General features: G+C 64.7%; 17 protein-coding genes. 12 read left to right on the top strand and 5 right to left on the bottom strand.

The annotated features are described in order from the left end of the window. Positions 1–2: 2 nt before the first annotated feature. The 3 genes from IQ24_RS04280 to IQ24_RS04270 form a co-directional block, all read right to left on the bottom strand. Complete coding sequence (locus IQ24_RS04280) at positions 3–1,781, bottom strand: acyl-CoA dehydrogenase C-terminal domain-containing protein (protein WP_145396551.1); 1,779 nt, start codon at positions 1,779–1,781, stop codon at positions 3–5. Then, positions 1,778–2,212, bottom strand: coding sequence for a MerR family transcriptional regulator (locus tag IQ24_RS04275; RefSeq protein WP_145396549.1), 435 nt, complete (start codon positions 2,210–2,212; stop codon positions 1,778–1,780). The genes IQ24_RS04280 and IQ24_RS04275 overlap by 4 nt, the downstream gene beginning before the upstream one ends. 140 nt (positions 2,213–2,352) lie before the next feature. Further along, positions 2,353–2,760, bottom strand: a complete 408-nt coding sequence (locus IQ24_RS04270; RefSeq protein ID WP_145396547.1) for a MerR family transcriptional regulator — start codon at positions 2,758–2,760, stop codon at positions 2,353–2,355. Between the two features lie 117 nt (positions 2,761–2,877). Between IQ24_RS04270 and IQ24_RS04265 the strand changes: the two genes are divergently transcribed. The 3 genes from IQ24_RS04265 to IQ24_RS04255 are packed head-to-tail and all read left to right on the top strand — an operon-like array spanning position 2,878 to position 5,175. Continuing rightward, positions 2,878–3,321, top strand: coding sequence for a PaaI family thioesterase (locus IQ24_RS04265; RefSeq protein ID WP_145396545.1), 444 nt, complete (start codon positions 2,878–2,880; stop codon positions 3,319–3,321). A gap of 1 nt (position 3,322) precedes the next feature. After that, positions 3,323–3,826 (top strand): PaaI family thioesterase, encoded by a 504-nt coding sequence (locus IQ24_RS04260; RefSeq protein WP_145396544.1) that lies wholly within the window; start codon positions 3,323–3,325, stop codon positions 3,824–3,826. Between the two features lie 5 nt (positions 3,827–3,831). After that, positions 3,832–5,175, top strand: a complete 1,344-nt coding sequence (locus IQ24_RS04255; protein ID WP_242007904.1) for an MATE family efflux transporter — start codon at positions 3,832–3,834, stop codon at positions 5,173–5,175. Positions 5,176–5,259: 84 nt separating this feature from the next. Here IQ24_RS04255 and IQ24_RS04250 read toward each other — a convergent pair whose 3' ends face one another. Next, entirely contained in the window at positions 5,260–5,574 is a 315-nt protein-coding gene (locus tag IQ24_RS04250; RefSeq protein ID WP_145396540.1) for a DUF1476 domain-containing protein, read from the bottom strand. Positions 5,575–5,729: 155 nt separating this feature from the next. On the opposite strand from IQ24_RS04250, the gene purC reads away from it, so the two are divergent. From purC to rnr, 9 genes are all read left to right on the top strand, one after another. Further along, a complete protein-coding gene (gene purC, locus IQ24_RS04245) occupies positions 5,730–6,494 on the top strand; it encodes a phosphoribosylaminoimidazolesuccinocarboxamide synthase (RefSeq protein ID WP_145396538.1) in 765 nt (254 codons plus the stop codon). An 11-nt stretch (positions 6,495–6,505) separates the two neighbouring features. Continuing rightward, positions 6,506–6,745 carry a phosphoribosylformylglycinamidine synthase subunit PurS gene (gene purS, locus IQ24_RS04240; RefSeq protein ID WP_145396536.1) on the top strand — a complete coding sequence of 80 codons (240 nt, stop codon included), beginning with the start codon at positions 6,506–6,508 and terminating at the stop codon, positions 6,743–6,745. A 124-nt stretch (positions 6,746–6,869) separates the two neighbouring features. After that, positions 6,870–7,742 (top strand): LysR family transcriptional regulator, encoded by an 873-nt coding sequence (locus IQ24_RS04235; protein WP_145396534.1) that lies wholly within the window; start codon positions 6,870–6,872, stop codon positions 7,740–7,742. 85 nt (positions 7,743–7,827) lie between these two features. Beyond that, the gene (locus IQ24_RS04230) at positions 7,828–8,304 is read left to right on the top strand and encodes a formate dehydrogenase subunit gamma (RefSeq protein ID WP_145396682.1); all 477 of its coding nucleotides are present in this window, start codon (positions 7,828–7,830) and stop codon (positions 8,302–8,304) included. Continuing rightward, the gene (locus tag IQ24_RS04225) at positions 8,301–9,854 is read left to right on the top strand and encodes a formate dehydrogenase beta subunit (protein ID WP_145396532.1); all 1,554 of its coding nucleotides are present in this window, start codon (positions 8,301–8,303) and stop codon (positions 9,852–9,854) included. The genes IQ24_RS04230 and IQ24_RS04225 overlap by 4 nt, the downstream gene beginning before the upstream one ends. Further along, positions 9,851–12,730, top strand: a complete 2,880-nt coding sequence (fdhF, locus tag IQ24_RS04220) for a formate dehydrogenase subunit alpha (protein ID WP_145396530.1) — start codon at positions 9,851–9,853, stop codon at positions 12,728–12,730. Before IQ24_RS04225 ends, fdhF begins: the two co-directional genes overlap by 4 nt. A 36-nt stretch (positions 12,731–12,766) precedes the next feature. Beyond that, positions 12,767–13,615 carry a formate dehydrogenase accessory sulfurtransferase FdhD gene (fdhD, locus tag IQ24_RS04215; protein WP_145396528.1) on the top strand — a complete coding sequence of 283 codons (849 nt, stop codon included), beginning with the start codon at positions 12,767–12,769 and terminating at the stop codon, positions 13,613–13,615. Between the two features lie 9 nt (positions 13,616–13,624). Continuing rightward, positions 13,625–13,849, top strand: coding sequence for a formate dehydrogenase subunit delta (locus tag IQ24_RS04210; protein ID WP_145396526.1), 225 nt, complete (start codon positions 13,625–13,627; stop codon positions 13,847–13,849). 66 nt (positions 13,850–13,915) lie between these two features. Then, entirely contained in the window at positions 13,916–16,174 is a 2,259-nt protein-coding gene (gene rnr / locus IQ24_RS04205; RefSeq protein WP_145396525.1) for a ribonuclease R, read from the top strand. On the opposite strand, the gene IQ24_RS04200 is transcribed toward rnr, so the two are convergent. Continuing rightward, a complete protein-coding gene (locus IQ24_RS04200; RefSeq protein ID WP_145396523.1) occupies positions 16,171–16,614 on the bottom strand; it encodes a hypothetical protein in 444 nt (147 codons plus the stop codon). The genes rnr and IQ24_RS04200 overlap by 4 nt on opposite strands. Between the last annotated feature and the right edge of the window lie 48 nt (positions 16,615–16,662).

Here is a 16,662-nt window from a genome sequence, read left to right as displayed (position 1 = left end):
GTTCAGAACTGGGCCTCGGGAAGCACCATCACCGGTTCAGCCCCGGTGCGGATCCGGGCCAGATGCGCGACCGTCATCGGAAGCTGGCGCGCCATGTAGTAGCGGCCAGTGGTCAACTTCGTCTGGTAGAATTCGGCGTCACCCGTGCCCTCGGACAAGGCCTTGCGCGCGGCCACGGCCATGCGGGTCCACATCAGGCCCAAGGCAACATGGCCGAAGAGGTGCATGAAATCGTAGGAGCCCGCGAGGGCCGCATTAGGATCCTTCATGCCCCGTTCGGCGAAGAACATCGCGGCCGCCTGCAGGTCCTTGGAGGCCGCTTTCAGCGGCTCGAGGAACTGTTCCTTGAGTTCGGCGTCACCTTCATTGGCCTTGATGCTGCTGCGGATTTCCTCGAAGAAGGCCATCATCGGTTTGCCACCTTCGGCCGCCAGTTTCCGGCCCACCAGGTCCAGAGCCTGCACGCCGTTCGCGCCTTCATAGATCATCGTGATCCGGGCATCGCGGACGAACTGGGACATGCCCTGTTCCTCGATATAGCCGTGGCCACCGAAGATCTGCTGGGCCTGAACGGTCGCCTGAAAGCCTCCGTCCGTCAGGAAGCCCTTGATGACCGGGGTCAGCAGCGAAACCATGTCATGCGCGGCCTTGTCATCGGCGCGGGTGCTGCGGTCGATCAGATGCGCGCCCCAGAAGGCCAGCGCGCGCGCGCCCTCGAGGAAGCTTTTCTGGTCCATCAGGCTGCGGCGGATGTCGGGATGGACGATCAGCGGGTCGGCCGGGGCGTCGGGCTGGGCCTCGGTCGGAACGGCGCGGCCCTGCAGGCGGTCGCGGGCATAGGCCACGGCGTTCTGATAGGCGGCCTCCGCGATGGCATAGCCCTGCAGGCCAACGCCGATGCGGGCCTCGTTCATCATGGTGAACATGGCGCGCATGCCTTTGTGCAGGTCGCCCAGCAGCCAGCCCTTCGCGCCGTCATAGTTCATGACGCAGGTGGCATTGCCGTGAATGCCCATCTTTTCTTCCAGATTGCCGACCGAGACGGCGTTGCGCTCACCCGGGGTGCCGTCTGCCTTCAGCAGGAATTTCGGCACGATGAAAAGCGAGATGCCCTTGGTCCCCTCACCGCCGCCCGGGGCTTTCGCCAAGACGAGGTGGATGACGTTTTCGGACATGTCGTGATCGCCCGCCGAGATGAAGATCTTCTGCCCGGTGATCAGATAGCTGCCATCTTCCTGCGGCACGGCCTTGGTGCGCAGCAGGCCCAGATCGGTCCCGGCATGGGGCTCGGTCAGGTTCATGGTGCCGGTCCATTCGCAGCTGACGAGCTTCGGCAGATAGGCCGCCTTCTGCTCCTCGGTTCCATGCGTGTGGATTGCCGAATAGGCGCCATGCGTCAGGCCAGGGTACATCGCAAAGGCCATATTGGCCGAGGACAGCGTTTCACCCACAGCGAGGCCCATCAGATAGGGCATGCCCTGACCGCCATATTCGGGGTCGCAGTCGAGCGCCGGCCAGCCGCCTTCGCGCATCTGGTCCATCGCTGCGCCGAAGCCCTCGGGCGTCCGGACGGTGCCGTTTTCCAGATGGCAGCCCTGCTTGTCGCCCACGGCGTTCAGCGGGGCCAGCACTTCCGAGGCCAGTTTGCCTGCCGCTTCTAGCACGGCTTCGGTGAATTCGGGCTCCAGCTCGGAATAGCCCGGAACATCGAGTTTCGAGATTCCGAGAAGGTCGTGCAGGACGAACTGCATGTCGCGGATGGGGGCGGTATAGGTGGTCATCTGCTGTCTCCGGTCATTCCTGACGCCTGTGCAGGGCTGGCGGGCGGCACGGCCTCCTCGGCGTCGATTTCGGCTTCGGCACCGAGGATCTGGGCGCGCAATTCGATGATCGCGGCACCCAGCTCGGTGTACTGGCGTTCCATATCGGACAGGCGCTCTCGTGCGGTGGCCAGCGCCTGCTGGGTCTGTCGATAATTACGTTCGGAGGGGTCGTAGAGTTCCAGGATCTGGCGGATCTGCTCAAGCGAAAATCCGAAGCGCTTGCCGCGCAGGATCAGCGTCAGGCGGGCCCGGTCCGAGCGGTTGTAAAGCCGATGCTGGCCGCGCCGCTCGGGGCTGATCAATTCCCGGTCTTCGTAAAACCGCAGGGTGCGCGGTGTCACGTTGAAGCTGTCACACATCTCACGGATCGTCATGAGACCGTCGGTCACCGGTATCCCCTCCTCAAAGGTCCAAGCCCTGAGAAAGATATAGGGGAAGTTTACGTCAACGTAAGATACGACGTGGCGTCATGCAAAAGGGCAGCCGAAGCTGCCCTTCATTCCGCTAAGTCACGGCCCTGATATCGTTTTCAGGATCGCGCCAGACGTGCAGGGCTGTCATCCATTCGCCCCAGAAGCACCTCGGTTTCGTCCCGAAGGGCGCGCAGATCGGTGATCGAGGTCTCAAGCTCGGCCTGCTGCTGGCGCAGGACATCCAGCTGGCGGTCGGCCAGTTCGATCCAGATGCGATACTGTTCGCGCGTGCCTTTTTCGCCATAGATGGTGAGCCATTGGCGGATGTCTTCCAGCGAAAAGCCGAAGCGGCGGCCGCGCAGGATCAGCTTCATCCGGGCGATTTCACGCGGGCCGTAATAGCGCGCACGCCCTTCCTTTCGGGGACTAAGAAGTTCGATATATTCGTAGTAGCGCAAAGTACGTGGCGTTACGTCGAATTTCGCACACATGTCCTTGAAACTAATAAATTCGCCATCACCCATGGTACAAGCTCTTTTCCTTGGCAGGATAAAACGTAGCGTAACATCACGCCCAACTCAACGCATTCGGCGCGCAACGGTTCATCGATACCGTAACGAACAGGCAAAAGGACAGGAATCATGTCGGAAAAAGGCGAGGAGATGCAGGAAGAACAACGCGCCCGCATCGCGCGGCAGTTCATCGAGGCGATCCCACATGCCCGCGCGCTTGGCATGAAACTGGTCGAGCTAGGCCCCGAGGGCGCGACGATCACGCTGGACTGGCGGCCCGATCTGGTAGGCGATCCCAGCAGCGGGGTGATCCATGGGGGCGTGATCTCGGCGCTGATGGACACCTGTTGCGGGGCGGCGGTAATGGCCCATCCCAGCGGGCCGCGTGCGACGGCGACGATTGATCTGCGCATCGACTATATGCGCCCCGCCGTCTCGGGTCAGGCGATCAAGGCGCGGGCCACCTGCTATCACGCGACGCGCAGCGTGGCATTCGTCCGGGCCTGGGCCATGGATGAGGATGAAACCCGCCCCGTGGCCACGGCCACCGGCGCATTCACCACGGGGCGTTGAGATGACCGATTCCGAACTGAAGCTGGCCGAGATCAAGCGCCGCCGCTCGGCCGCGCTGCATTCGCTGGTGGCGGGCGTGCCCTATGTGAAATGGCTGGGGATCACCTTCGACCGGCGCGGAGATGAGCTGACGGCGATTCTGCCATTCGATGAAAAGCTGATCGGGAACCCGATGCTGCCCGCGCTGCATGGCGGCGTGACGGCGGCCTTCCTTGAGGTGGCGGCCATTGTCGAGCTGACCTGGACCGCCATCTGGGAGGACATGGAAAGCGGCCGCATCGCGCCGGACGCGGCGGTGCCCGACAGCCTGCCGATCCTGCCGAAGACCATAGATTTCACCGTCGATTACCTGCGCTCGGGCCTGCCGCGTGACGCCTATGCGCGGGCGCGGGTCGTGCGCTCGGGGCGGCGCTATGCCAGCGTTCATGTCGAGGCATGGCAGGACCAGCGCTCGCGCCTATTCGCGCAGGCGACGGGGCATTTCCTGATGCCGCAGGGCGGTTGATCGACGTGGCTACCAAGGACGTGGCTGCTAAGGATGAGTTGAACACGCGCCGCGTCCTGCGGATCGCGCTGCCCATCGTGCTGTCGAATGCCACGATCCCGATTCTGGGGGCGGTCGACACCGGCGTCGTCGGCCAGCTTGGCCTGCCCGAACCCATCGGCGCGGTGGGTCTGGGGGCGGTGATCCTGACCTCGGTCTATTGGATCTTCGGCTTTCTGCGCATGGGCACCTCGGGGCTGGTGGCGCAGGCGCATGGCGCGGGCGATGCGCCCGAGGCGGGCGCGCATCTGACCCGCGCGCTGGCCATCGGGCTGGCGGCGGGGCTGATGTTCATCCTGCTGCAAAAGCCGATCATGGAGGCCGCCTTCAGCCTTGCCCCCGCCTCGGCCGAGGTCGAGCGGCTGGCCGGGCAGTATCTGTCGATCCGCCTTTGGGGGGCGCCCGCGACCATCGCGCTTTACGCGCTGACCGGCTGGCTGATCGCGGTCGAGCGGACACGCGCGGTGCTGATCATGCAGCTGGTGATGAACCTCGTCAACATCGGGCTGGATCTGTGGTTCGTGCTGGGCCTTGGCTGGGGCGTGCGCGGGGTGGCGGCGGCCACGCTGATCGCCGAATGGAGCGGGCTGGCCATTGGCCTGTGGTTCGCGCGCCATGCGCTTCGACTGGCGCTGCGGCAGGTGGGGCTGTTTGCCCGCGACCGCATGGTGCAGATGATGCGGATGAACGGCGACATCCTGATCCGTTCAGTCCTGCTGCAGGGCAGCATCGCGACCTTCATGTTCATGGCGGCGGGGCAGGGCGATGTGCCGCTGGCGGCCAATCAGGTGCTGCTGCAATTCGTCTCGATCGTGGCCTATGCGCTGGACGGTTTCGCCTTCGCGGCCGAGGCGCTTGTGGGGCAGGCCGTGGGCGCGCGCCGTCCGGACCTTGTGCGGCAGGCATCACGGCTGACGGGTCGGCTGGGGGCCTTGGGCGCGTTTCTACTGGCGCTGGTCTTCTGGGCGATTGGCCCGATGGTCATTGATCTGCTGACCACCTCGGAAGAGGTGCGGGCCGAGGCGCGGACCTATCTGCCCTGGCTGATCGCCGCGCCGCTGGTGGGCGTCGGCAGCTGGATGCTGGACGGGATCTTCATCGGCGCCACCCGTACGCGCGAGATGCGCAATGCGATGCTGCTGAGCGTGGCGCTTTACGCGGTGATGGTGATGGTCCTGCCGCAGCTCTGGGGCAATCACGGGCTTTGGGCCTCGCTTCTGATCCTTTACGCGGCGCGCGGGATCAGCATGGCGCTGCTGTATCCCAGCGTCGAGGCGGCGGCGCGCCGCGCCTCGGCCCCGATTGGCTGAAACGCGATTGGCTGAGCCTTCAAATGCGAAACGCCCCGGGCCTGCGGCTTCGGGGCGTTTCTGAATGGGTCCGAGTCGGGCCGATCAGGTCTCGTTCAGGATCTGGCCGCGGGCGGTCACGCGCAGCTCGGCCATCTTGGTGCGAATGGTCGTTTCATCGGCGATGCCCGACAGATCGGCTGCCAGCTTGCGATAGACGTCCTCGTCACCCGGTTCGTTGAAATCGGAGGTCACGATGGTCAGCGCATAGGTCTTGGCCTCATCGCCGGATTTTCCCAGCAATCCGGCCGCCCATTCGCCGATCAGGCGGTTGCGGCGGGCTTCGGCCTTGAAGTTCATTTCGGCATCATGCGCGAACTTGGCTTCGTAAGAGCGCTCTCGGTCGTCAAATGTGGTCATGCGGCCTCCGTTTGGCGGGTGATCCGGTCTGATTGAAGGATATGCGTCCGATCTGTGGCATCGCAAGCCCGTATTGCGCGGCCCATATTGCCCCTGCCCATGTTTCTGGCCTATAGGCGCAGGAAATGCATGCTTGCCGATGGGAGACGCATATCATGGCACCAAGGCGCAAGAAGATCTACGAAGGCAAGGCCAAGATCCTGTATGAAGGCACCGAGCCCGGGACGCTGATCCAGTATTTCAAGGATGACGCGACCGCGTTCAACGCCCAGAAGAAAGCCACGATCGAGGGCAAGGGCGTGCTGAACAACCGCCTGTCCGAGTATTTCATGCAGGGCCTGACCAATATCGGCGTGCCCAATCACTTCATCCGTCGCATCAATATGCGCGAGCAGCTGGTCCGCCAGGTCGAGATCATTCCGCTGGAAGTGATCGTGCGCAACTTCGCCGCCGGTTCGATCGCCAAGCGTCTGGGCATGGAAGAGGGCACGCCCCTGCCGCGCCCGATCGTCGAATACAGCTTCAAGAACGACGAGCTGGGCGACCCCTTCGTCTCCGAGGAATATATCATCGCCTTCGGCTGGGCCTCGCAGCAGGACCTGGACGATATCGTCAGCCTCGCGCTGCGGGTGAACGACTTCCTGTCGGGCGTGTTCTTCGGCGTCGGCATCAAGCTGATCGACTTCAAGATCGAGATCGGCCGCATCTGGGACGGCGATTTCATGCGGCTGATCGTCGCCGATGAGATCAGCCCCGACAGCTGCCGCCTGTGGGACGTCAAGACCGGCCAGAAGCTGGACAAGGACGTGTTCCGCCGCGATCTGGGCAGCCTGACCGACGCCTATACGGAAGTCGCGCGCCGGCTGGGCCTGATGCCGGCCAATACGACCAGCCTGACCAAACCTACCCTGATCAACTGAAAGGTTCGCCGATGAAAGCCCGCGTCACCATCATGCTCAAAGACGGAGTTCTGGACCCGCAGGGCGAGGCCATCCGTCACGCCCTTGGGGGCCTGGGTTTTCAGGGCGTCGACGCCGTGCGTCAGGGGAAGGTGATCGAGCTGGACCTGGCTTCGAGCGATGCCGCCTCGGCCCGCGACGAGGTCGCCCGCATGTGCGAGGGCCTGCTGGCGAATACGGTGATCGAGAAATACTCGGTCGAGATCCTGTGATGTTTAGGCCGCGGCGCCTGATTTGGGTGCCGCGCCTTCGGGACTGCCGACCGGGGCTCTGCCCCGGACCCCGGGATATTTCGGCATGAAAGAAGCATTCCCTGCGACTGATGGTGGTTGATGCGTGATTGATCGGCTGAACATGTTTCTGGTTCTGGCGCGCGAGCAGCATTTTGGGCGCGCGGCCGCCAGTCTGGGGATCACGCAGCCGACCCTGTCCTCGGCCGTGAAGGCGCTGGAGGAGCAGCTGGGGGTTCAGCTGGTTCGCCGGGGGTCGCGTTTTCAGGGGCTGACGCCCGAGGGTGAGCGGGTTCTGGACTGGGCGCGGCGGATTGTGGCCGATGCCCGTACCATGCAAGCGGAAATGGAAGCGAGCCGTCGCGGGGTTTCGGGGCGGTTGCGGATCGGGGTGATTCCCACCGCCATGCCACGCATTGCCGAGCTGACCGGGCCGTTTCTGCGACGGCATGAGAATGCCGGGGTGTCGATCCTGTCGCGCTCATCGGACGAGATCCGCGAGCAGATCGAGGCGTTGGAGCTGGATGCGGGCGTGACCTATCTGGACAGCGAGCCCATCGGTCGTGTTCACGCTGTGCCCTTCTATCGCGAGACCTATTGTCTGGTGGATCGCAGCGAGGACACCGCCCCTGCGGAATGGTCCGAGGCGGCGCTCCGTCCTCTGTGCCTGCTGACGCCTGACATGCAGAACCGCCGCATTGTCACGCGCCATCTGCTGGCGGCGGGGGCGGAGGCGATGCCGCGAGTCGAATCGACCTCGATGCTGGCGATTCTGGCGCATGTGGCCAGTGGAGAGTGGGCCGCGATCCTGCCACGCTCTCTGGCGCTTGGGTTGCCTTTGCCCGAGGGCGTCAAGGCGCGCGATCTGAAGGGCGAGGGGCATATGGTCGGCCTGGTCACCGCCGCCCGCGAGCCGCATCCGCCGCTGGTCGAGGCGCTTTTGCGGGTCGCGCGTTCGATAGAAGGCGTCTATCAATAAACGATATGTTGCGATTGCTTTGGCTATCACGCGGCGGTAACTTCACTGTAGAGAAAGTTTAATAGCCCGGACAGTTCCAGCCATGATGTCAGCCGTGAACGACGCTGAGTTTAACGAAAGATTACAGGCGATCATCGCCTCGCATGCCGATCAGGAAGGGCCATTGCTTCCGATTCTGCATTCGGTTCAAGCGGAATGGGGCTATGTGCCCGAAGAAGCGCAGCCGATTCTGGCCTCTGCCCTGGGTATGACCCGGGCGGAAGTTTACGGAGTTGTGAGCTTCTATCACGATTTTCGTGATCACCCCGCAGCCCCCCATGTCCTGCGTCTGTGCCGGGCCGAGGCCTGTCAGTCGATGGGCGCGGATGAGCTGGCCGATCAGGTGCGCGAGGCCTTGGGCATCGACTGGCACGAGACCACCGCAGACGGAAAGATCACGCTGGAGCCGGTGTTCTGTCTGGGCCTTTGCGCCAGCTGCCCGTCGGCGCAGCTGGATCAGCGCCTTGTGGGGCGGGCGAGCCTTGAGAAGGTCCGCCGCTGGGCCGAGGGAGTGCGCGCATGAAGATTTTCGTACCCATTGATGCGGCCGCACGCGCGGTCGGCTCGGACGAGGTTGCGGTGGAGCTGGGCGCCGCGCTGAAGCGCCGGGGCGTTGACGCGACCATCGTGCGCAACGGCACGCGCGGGATGATCTGGCTGGAGCCTCTGGTGGAGGTCGAGAAGGACGGCGTCCGTTACGGCTTCGGGCCGGTTGACGAGGCTGACGTTGATGCGCTGGCCGGGTTGATCGCCGAGGGCAAGGTCGACGGCCATGCGCTGTCGCTGGGCCCGGTCGAGGAACTGCCCTGGATGAAGGGCCAGCAACGCCTGACCTTCGCCCGCGTGGGCGTGATCGACCCGGTCTCGGTCGCGGATTACGAGGCGCATGGCGGGCTTGCGGGCCTGCGTCGCGCCATCGAGATCGGTCCCGAGGCCATCGTGAACGAGGTGATGGAATCGGGTCTGCGCGGACGTGGCGGCGCCGGCTTCCCGACCGCGATCAAGTGGAAGACCGTCGCGGGCGCCCCCGGACCGCAGAAATACATCGTCTGCAACGCGGATGAGGGCGACAGTGGCAGCTTTGCCGACCGCATGCTGATGGAGGGCGACCCGCTTTGCCTGATCGAGGGCATGGCGATTGCCGGTGTCGCGACCGGTGCGACGCAGGGCTATTGCTATATCCGCAGCGAATATCCCGACGCCATCCGCGCGATGAATGACGCGATTGCCGATGCGCGCCGCTATGGCATGCTGGGGCAGTCGGTGCTGGGCTCGGATTACGCCTATGACATGGAGGTTCGCGTCGGCGCGGGTGCCTATGTCTGCGGCGAGGAAACGAGCCTTTTGAACAGCCTGGAAGGCAAGCGCGGCATCGTGCGCGCCAAACCCCCGATCCCGGCGCTGGAAGGCTTCATGGGCCGTCCGACGGTGGTCAACAACGTGCTGTCGCTGGGCGCCGTTCCGTGGATCATCGAGAATGGCGGCGCGGCCTATGGCGCGCTTGGCATCGGACGCTCGAAAGGGACGATCCCGATCCAGATCGCGGGCAACGTCAAATATGGCGGGCTTTTCGAGGCGGCCTTCGGCATGTCGCTGGGCCATATCGTCAATGAGATCGGTGGCGGCACGGCCACGGGCCGCCCGGTCAAGGCGGTGCAGGTCGGCGGCCCGCTGGGCGCCTACATCCCGGTCGAGAATTTCGACGTGGCCTTCGGCTATGAGGAACTGGCGACGAAAGAGGGCCTGCTGGGCCATGCCGGCATCAGCGTCTTCGACGACACCGCCGACATGCTGAAACTGTCGCGCTTCGCGATGGAATTCTGCGCCGTCGAATCCTGCGGGAAATGCACGCCTTGCCGCATCGGCTCGATCCGGGGCGTCGAGACCATAGACCGCATCGCCCAGGGCGAGGAAGAGATGATCCCGGTCCTGACCGATCTTTGCAACACGATGAAATGGGGCTCGCTTTGCGCGCTTGGAGGGTTCGCACCCTTCCCGGTGATGTCCGCGCTGACCCATTTTCCTGATGATTTCCGCGGGCGCTCGGCGCCGCGCAAGGAGGCCGCAGAATGAAAGATTTCATCATTCCCGACCGCGACCTGGGTACCCCGGCGGTCAAATCCGACGTCATCGTCAACCTGACCATCGACGGCATTCCCGTCAGCGTGCCCGGCGGCACCTCGGTCATGCGGGCGGCCGCGATTGCGGGCGTCACCGTGCCGAAACTGTGTGCGACCGACAGCCTGAACGCTTTCGGCTCGTGCCGGATCTGCGTCGTGCAGATCGACGGCATGCGCGGCACGCCCGCCAGCTGCACCACCCCGGTCTTCGAGGGCATGAATGTCCACACCCAGACCGACGAGGTCGCCCAGATCCGTCGCGGCGTGATGGAGCTTTACATCTCGGACCACCCGCTGGACTGCCTGACCTGCGCGGCCAACGGCGATTGCGAATTGCAGGACATGGCCGGTGCCGTGGGTCTGCGCGAGGTTCGCTATGAGCCCGGCACCAACCACTTCCAGCGCCGGACCGCCGAAGGCCCGAACCCGGAATATCGTCCCAAGGACCAGTCGAACCCCTATTTCAGCTTCGACCCGGCGAAATGCATCGTCTGCAACCGCTGCGTCCGCGCCTGCGAGGAAATTCAGGGCACTTTCGCGCTGACCATCGAAGGCCGTGGCTTTGACAGCCGCGTCAGCGCGGGCATGTCGGGCGACAACTTCCTCAGCTCGGATTGCGTCAGCTGCGGCGCCTGCGTGCAGGCCTGCCCGACCGCGACCCTGATCGAGAACAAGGTGTTCGAGATCGGCACGCCCGAGCGCATCGTCAAGACGACCTGCGCCTATTGCGGCGTCGGCTGCTCGTTTGACGCGCATATGCGCGGCGAGGAAGTCGTGAAGATGGTGCCCTCGAAGGACGGCAAGGCCAACCACGGCCATAGCTGCGTCAAGGGACGCTTCGCCTGGGGCTATGCGACGCACCAGGACCGCAAGCTGGAGCCGATGGTCCGTGAAAAGATCACCGATCCCTGGCGCATCGTCAGCTGGGACGAGGCGCTGAATTTCGCCGCTGACCGTCTGAAGAAGGCGCAGGCCGATTTTGGCCGTGACTCGATCGGCGTCATCACCTCGTCGCGCTGCACCAACGAAGAAACCTATCTGGTGCAGAAGCTGACCCGTGCGGTTTTCGGAAACAACAATACCGATACCTGCGCCCGCGTCTGCCACTCGCCCACGGGCTATGGTCTGAAGACCGCCTTCGGCACCTCGGCCGGGACGCATGACTTCGACTCGATCGATGAAACCGATCTGATGCTGATCATCGGCTGTAACCCGACCGACGGTCACCCCGTCGTCGGCAGCCGGATGCGCGCCCGTCTGCGCGAAGGGGCAGGGCTGATCGTCCTTGACCCGCGCCGCACCGACATCCTTGAGACGCCGCATCTGGGTGACAGCTGGCATCTGCCGCTGCGTCCGGGCACCAACGTCGCGGTCGTCACCTCGCTGGCGCATGTGATCGTCTCTGAAAAGCTCTACGACGAGGAATACATCCGCACCCGCTGCGACTGGGATGAGTTCCTGGCCTATAGCGAGTTCCTGCTGGATCCGCGTCACAGCCCCGAGGAAGTCGAAAAGCTGAGCCAAGTTCCGGCGGATCTGATCCGTCAGGCGGCACGGGCCTATGCGGCCGCACCGCGCGCCTCGATCTTCTATGGTCTGGGCGTCACCGAGCATTCGCAGGGGTCGACCACCGTCATGGCGATCGCCAACCTTGCCATGATGACCGGCAACATCGGTCGTCCGGGCACCGGCGTGAACCCGCTGCGTGGTCAGAACAACGTGCAGGGTTCCTGTGACATGGGCTCGTTCCCGCATGAATACCCGGGCTACCGCCATGTGTCGGACCCGGAAACGCGGGCGCTTTACGAACGCGTCTGGGGCGTGCCGCTGTCGGATGAACCCGGTCTGCGCATCCCCAACATGTTCGACGAGGCGCTGAACGGTCGCTTCAAGGGCCTTTACTGCCAGGGTGAGGACATCGTTCAGTCCGACCCCGACACCAAGCATGTCACCGGGGCGCTCTCGTCCATGGACATCGTCATCGTGCATGACCTGTTCCTGAACGAGACCGCGAACTATGCGCATGTGTTCCTGCCCGGCTCGTCCTTCCTGGAAAAGAACGGCACCTTCACCAATGCCGAGCGGCGCATCAACATGGTCCGCAAGGCCATGTCGCCGAAGAACGGCTATGAAGACTGGGAAATCACCCAGATGCTGGCCAACACCCTGGGCGCCAACTGGACCTATACCCACCCGTCCGAAATCATGGACGAAATCGCGATGACCACGCCCAGCTTCTCGGGGGTCAGCTTCGATCTGCTCGATCGCGAAGGTTCGGTGCAATGGCCGTGTAACGAGGCCGCGCCGCTGGGCACGCCCTTGATGCACATCGACGGTTTCGTGCGCGGCAAGGGCAAGTTCATCCACACCGAATATGTGGCGACGGATGAGCGCACCGGCTCTCGCTTCCCGCTCTTGCTGACGACGGGCCGGATCTTGTCGCAGTATAACGTGGGCGCGCAGACGCGGCGGACCGACAACCAGGTCTGGCACTCCGAGGATGTTCTGGAGATCCACCCCTCAGACGCCGAAAACCGGGGCATCCGCTCGGGTGACTGGGTGCGCGTGGCCTCTCGTTCCGGCGATACCAGCCTGCGGGCCGAGATCACCGAGCGTGTGGCACCGGGCGTGGTCTACACGACCTTCCACCACCCGACGACGCAGGCCAACGTGGTCACCACCGACAATTCGGACTGGGCAACCAACTGCCCCGAATTCAAGGTGACGGCCGTGCAGGTCAGCCCCTCGAACGGGCCGTCGGATTGGCAGGAAGAGTACCAGACCCATTCCGATCTTTCGCGCCGGATCCTGCCCACCGCTGCCGAGTGACCCGAAAGGGCTGCTTTGGAACAGGACCGGGTCAGAATGACGGCCATATCGGACAGGACAGCCGCAGGTGATGCGGCTGTCGCCCCGACCGGGCCACTTCGGTGGCAGGACGGGCATTGGGGCAGGGGACGTCTGCTGCCCAGCCCCGAGGAACAGCCTGTGGCCATCGTCATCGACGGCATGTCACAGGCGGTGCTGATGGCGACGCCTCACGACCTTCGGGACTTCGCCGTAGGCTTTGCGCTGACCGAAGGGCTGATCGCCTCGCTGGACGAGATCACCGGCTTCGAGGAGATGCCGGTCGAGGTGCAGGGCCTGCCCGCCGTCGAGGCGCGGCTGTGGCTGAAGCCCGGCCATGCCGCGCGTTTGGCCGAGCGGCGGCGCAGCATGGTTGGCCCCGTGGGCTGCGGTCTTTGCGGTGTCGACAGCATCGAGGCCGCGCTGCCGCAGATCCTGCCCGTCACCTCGAACTGGATCATGACCGCCGGGGATGTGGGACGCGCGATGGCGGCCATGGCCTCGGGTCAGGTCCGGCGGGCCGAGACCCCGGCCATTCACGGCGCGGGGTTCTGGGACGGCGAAACCGCGCTGGTGCGCGAGGATGTGGGGCGGCACAATGCGCTCGACAAGCTCTCGGGTGCCTTGGCGCGGCAGGGGATTGATGCGACGCGGGGGGCCATCGTGATGTCCTCGCGCCTGTCGGTCGATCTGGTCCAGAAGGCCGCCCGCATCGGCGCGCCCATCCTGATCGGCGCAAGTGCGCCCACGGCGCTGGCGCTGGCCTGGGCCGAGGCGGCCGGAATGACACTGATCGCGCGGGCCCGCGCGGACGGATTTGACCTTTACACCCATCCCGGGCGGATCCCGGGATCACCGCAGGATTAAGGACCGACCATGCAAGACAAGCTTATCCGCATGGCCACCCAGATGGCCGATTTCTTCCGCAGCCAGCCGGATGAGCCCCCGGCTCAGGCGGTGGCGGCGCATATCAACGACTCGTGGTCGCCGCAGATGCGCAAGGATTTTCTGGCCCAGATCAGCGCCGGTGCTGAGGCCGATCCGATCGTCCGCGATGCGGCGAGTTTCATTCGTCCTCCGAAGGTTGCTTCGGAAAGCTGAGGCGATCCCGGCGCCGGGGGCGCTTTTCCTCTGCCCCCGGACTGCACTGCATGCTAGCGTGTGCGCATGGCACAGCTTCCTTCCCGACAACAGATTCTCGACTGGGTTGCCCAGCATCCCGATGCCACCGCCAAGCGGGACATCGCCAAGGCCTTTGGCATCAAGGGGGCTGAGCGGATCGAACTGAAGCATATGCTGAAAGAGCTTGAGGCCGAGGGTGCGCTTGAGCGCCGCCGGCGGCATTACCACGATGCCGAGGCGCTGCCTCCGGTCAGCGTCATCCAGATCCTGTCGCCCGATGCGGATGGCGATCTGTTTGCCAAACCCATCGAATGGCCGGGCGAAGGCCCGATGCCGCGCATCCTGTTCCGCCCGCGCGCTGCCGACCCCGCTGTCGGCCCCGGAGAGCGGGTGCTGGCCCGGCTGATCCCGGTGCAGGCCGAGGATCATCAATATGAGGCGCGGCTGATCCGCCGCGTGGTCAATTCGCCCCTGCGCATTCTGGGCATCTTTCGCCGCGACACCTCGGACCCTCATACGGGCGGGCGCATCCTGCCCATCGACAAGGGCGCGGACAAGGAATGGATCGTGCGCGCCGATGCCACCCATGGCGCGCAGAATGGTGAACTGGTCGAAGCCGAACAGGCCGGGCCGAAGAACCGGCTGGGCCTGCCCTCGGCCCGCATTGTCGAGCGGCTGGGCGACCCCTCCGCCCCGCGCGCCGTCAGCCTGATCGCCATTCACCAGCATGGCATCCCCGATGAATTCCCGGATGAGGTGCTGAGCCAGGCCGAGGCCGCGCGCCCTGCTTCGATGAAGGGGCGCGAGGATCTGCGGGGCCTGCCGCTTTGCACCATCGACCCGTCGGACGCACGCGACCATGACGACGCCGTCGCCTCGATCATCGAAGAGGATGGCGGCGCGACCATCTGGGTCGCCATCGCCGATGTCGCGCATTACGTTACCCCCGGCTCGGCCATCGACCGCGAGGCGTGGAAGCGCGGCAACTCGACCTATTTCCCCGACCGCGTGGTGCCGATGCTGCCCGATGTGCTGTCGGGCGATCTGTGCTCGCTGCATGAGGACGTCGAACGCCCGGTGATCGCCGTGCAGATGCGGCTGGATGCGCAGGGCAACAAGGTCTCGCATCATTTCGTGCGCGGCATGATGCGCTCGGTCGCGAGCCTCAGCTATGAGCAGGCGCAGGCGGCGGCGGACGGCAAGCTGGACGAGGCGACCGCGCCGCTTGAGGACAGCGTCATCAAGCCGCTTTGGCATGCCTATGGCCTGTTGAAACAGGCGCGCGAACGGCGCCAGCCGCTGGAGCTGGACCTGCCCGAGCGCCGGATTGAGTTGACGCCGGACGGGCGGGTGAAATCGGTCAATTTCCGCGACCGCTTCGATGCCCATAAGCTGATCGAAGAGTTCATGGTGCTGGCGAACGTCGCCGCCGCCGAAGAGCTTGAGCGTCTGCGTGGCCCGCTGCTGTATCGCGTCCACGAGGAACCCTCGATGGAAAAGCTGGATGCGCTGCGCGAGGTTGCGCAGGCCTCGGGCTTCACGCTGGCGAAGGGGCAGGTCCTGCAGACCAGCCATCTGAACCGCCTGCTGGATCAGGCCGAGGGCACCGATTTCGACGAGCTGATCAACATGACCACGCTGCGTTCGATGACGCAGGCCTATTACCACCCCGAGAATTTCGGGCATTTCGGTCTGGCGTTGCGGTCCTACGCGCATTTCACCTCGCCCATCCGGCGCTATTCGGACCTGATCGTCCATCGTGCGCTGATCCTTGGCCATAAATGGGGCAAGGACGGTCTGTCGCCCGAGGACATCGACCGGCTGTCGGAAACCGCCGAGCATATCAGCGAGACCGAGCGCCGCTCGATGGCGGCCGAACGCGACACGACCGACCGCTATCTGGCGGCCTATCTGTCGGATCGCGTGGGGGCTGAGTTCTCGGGACGGATCAGCGGCGTCCAGAAGTTCGGCGCTTTCGTCAAGCTGGATGAGACCGGCGCCGACGGGCTGCTGCCCATCCGCGAGATCGGCAACGAATATTTCTATTTCGACCGGGACGCGCAGACGCTGATGGGCTCGGAAACGGGGCTCGAGATCAGCGTGGGCCAGCGCGTCAAGGTGCGCCTGTCCGAGGCCGTACCGATCACCGGCGGGCTGATGCTGGAACTCTTGGAGTTGGAAGGCAAGGGCATCGTCCAAGGCGCGCGCGGGCGTCGCCGCAAGGGCGTGCGCCGGATGCCGATGCAGGCGCGCCTGAAAGAGATCAAGCGCGCCACCAAGCGCAAACGCAAGCGCGACGGTTAGTTCGAGAAGGCCTGAATCAGGTTCATCACCGCAAGGATCCGCTGGGTGTTGCGGTCGACGCGGTAGATCCGATTGTCGTCGCGGTAGTAATCCCAGCCGCGGCGCTGCTCTAGTTCATAGCGGCCCGGATCGCGGATGACGATGACATCGCCGCGACGGATGATGTCGCCCCGGCGATAGCCGTAATAGCCCTGCTGGCGGGCCTGACCGGGCGGTACACAAGCAGGCGATTTCTTCGCCAGCCCCGGCGGGCAATGGGCATAGCGGACATTGCCGCCGCGATGGTCGTTGCCCCTGTGGTCGTTCCCACGGTGCTCACCCCGGTGGTCGCCGTGGCGGTTCCCGCGGCCGTCCGCCGCAGCAGGCAGGGTCGTGCCCAGCGTCGCCGCAAGCGCGGCCGTCAGCAGAAGATTGAAGGAGAGGCGGGATTTATGGGTCATTGCGGTGTCTCGTGTAACGTGTCGCAGGATTAATCCCGAACGCTGCCC

Origin of the sequence: Paracoccus sulfuroxidans (assembly GCF_007830335.1) — a bacterium.
Lineage (GTDB): Bacteria > Pseudomonadota > Alphaproteobacteria > Rhodobacterales > Rhodobacteraceae > Paracoccus > Paracoccus sulfuroxidans.
The sequence above is the reverse complement of the archived record's forward strand: the minus strand, read 5'-3'. Positions and strand labels throughout refer to the sequence as shown.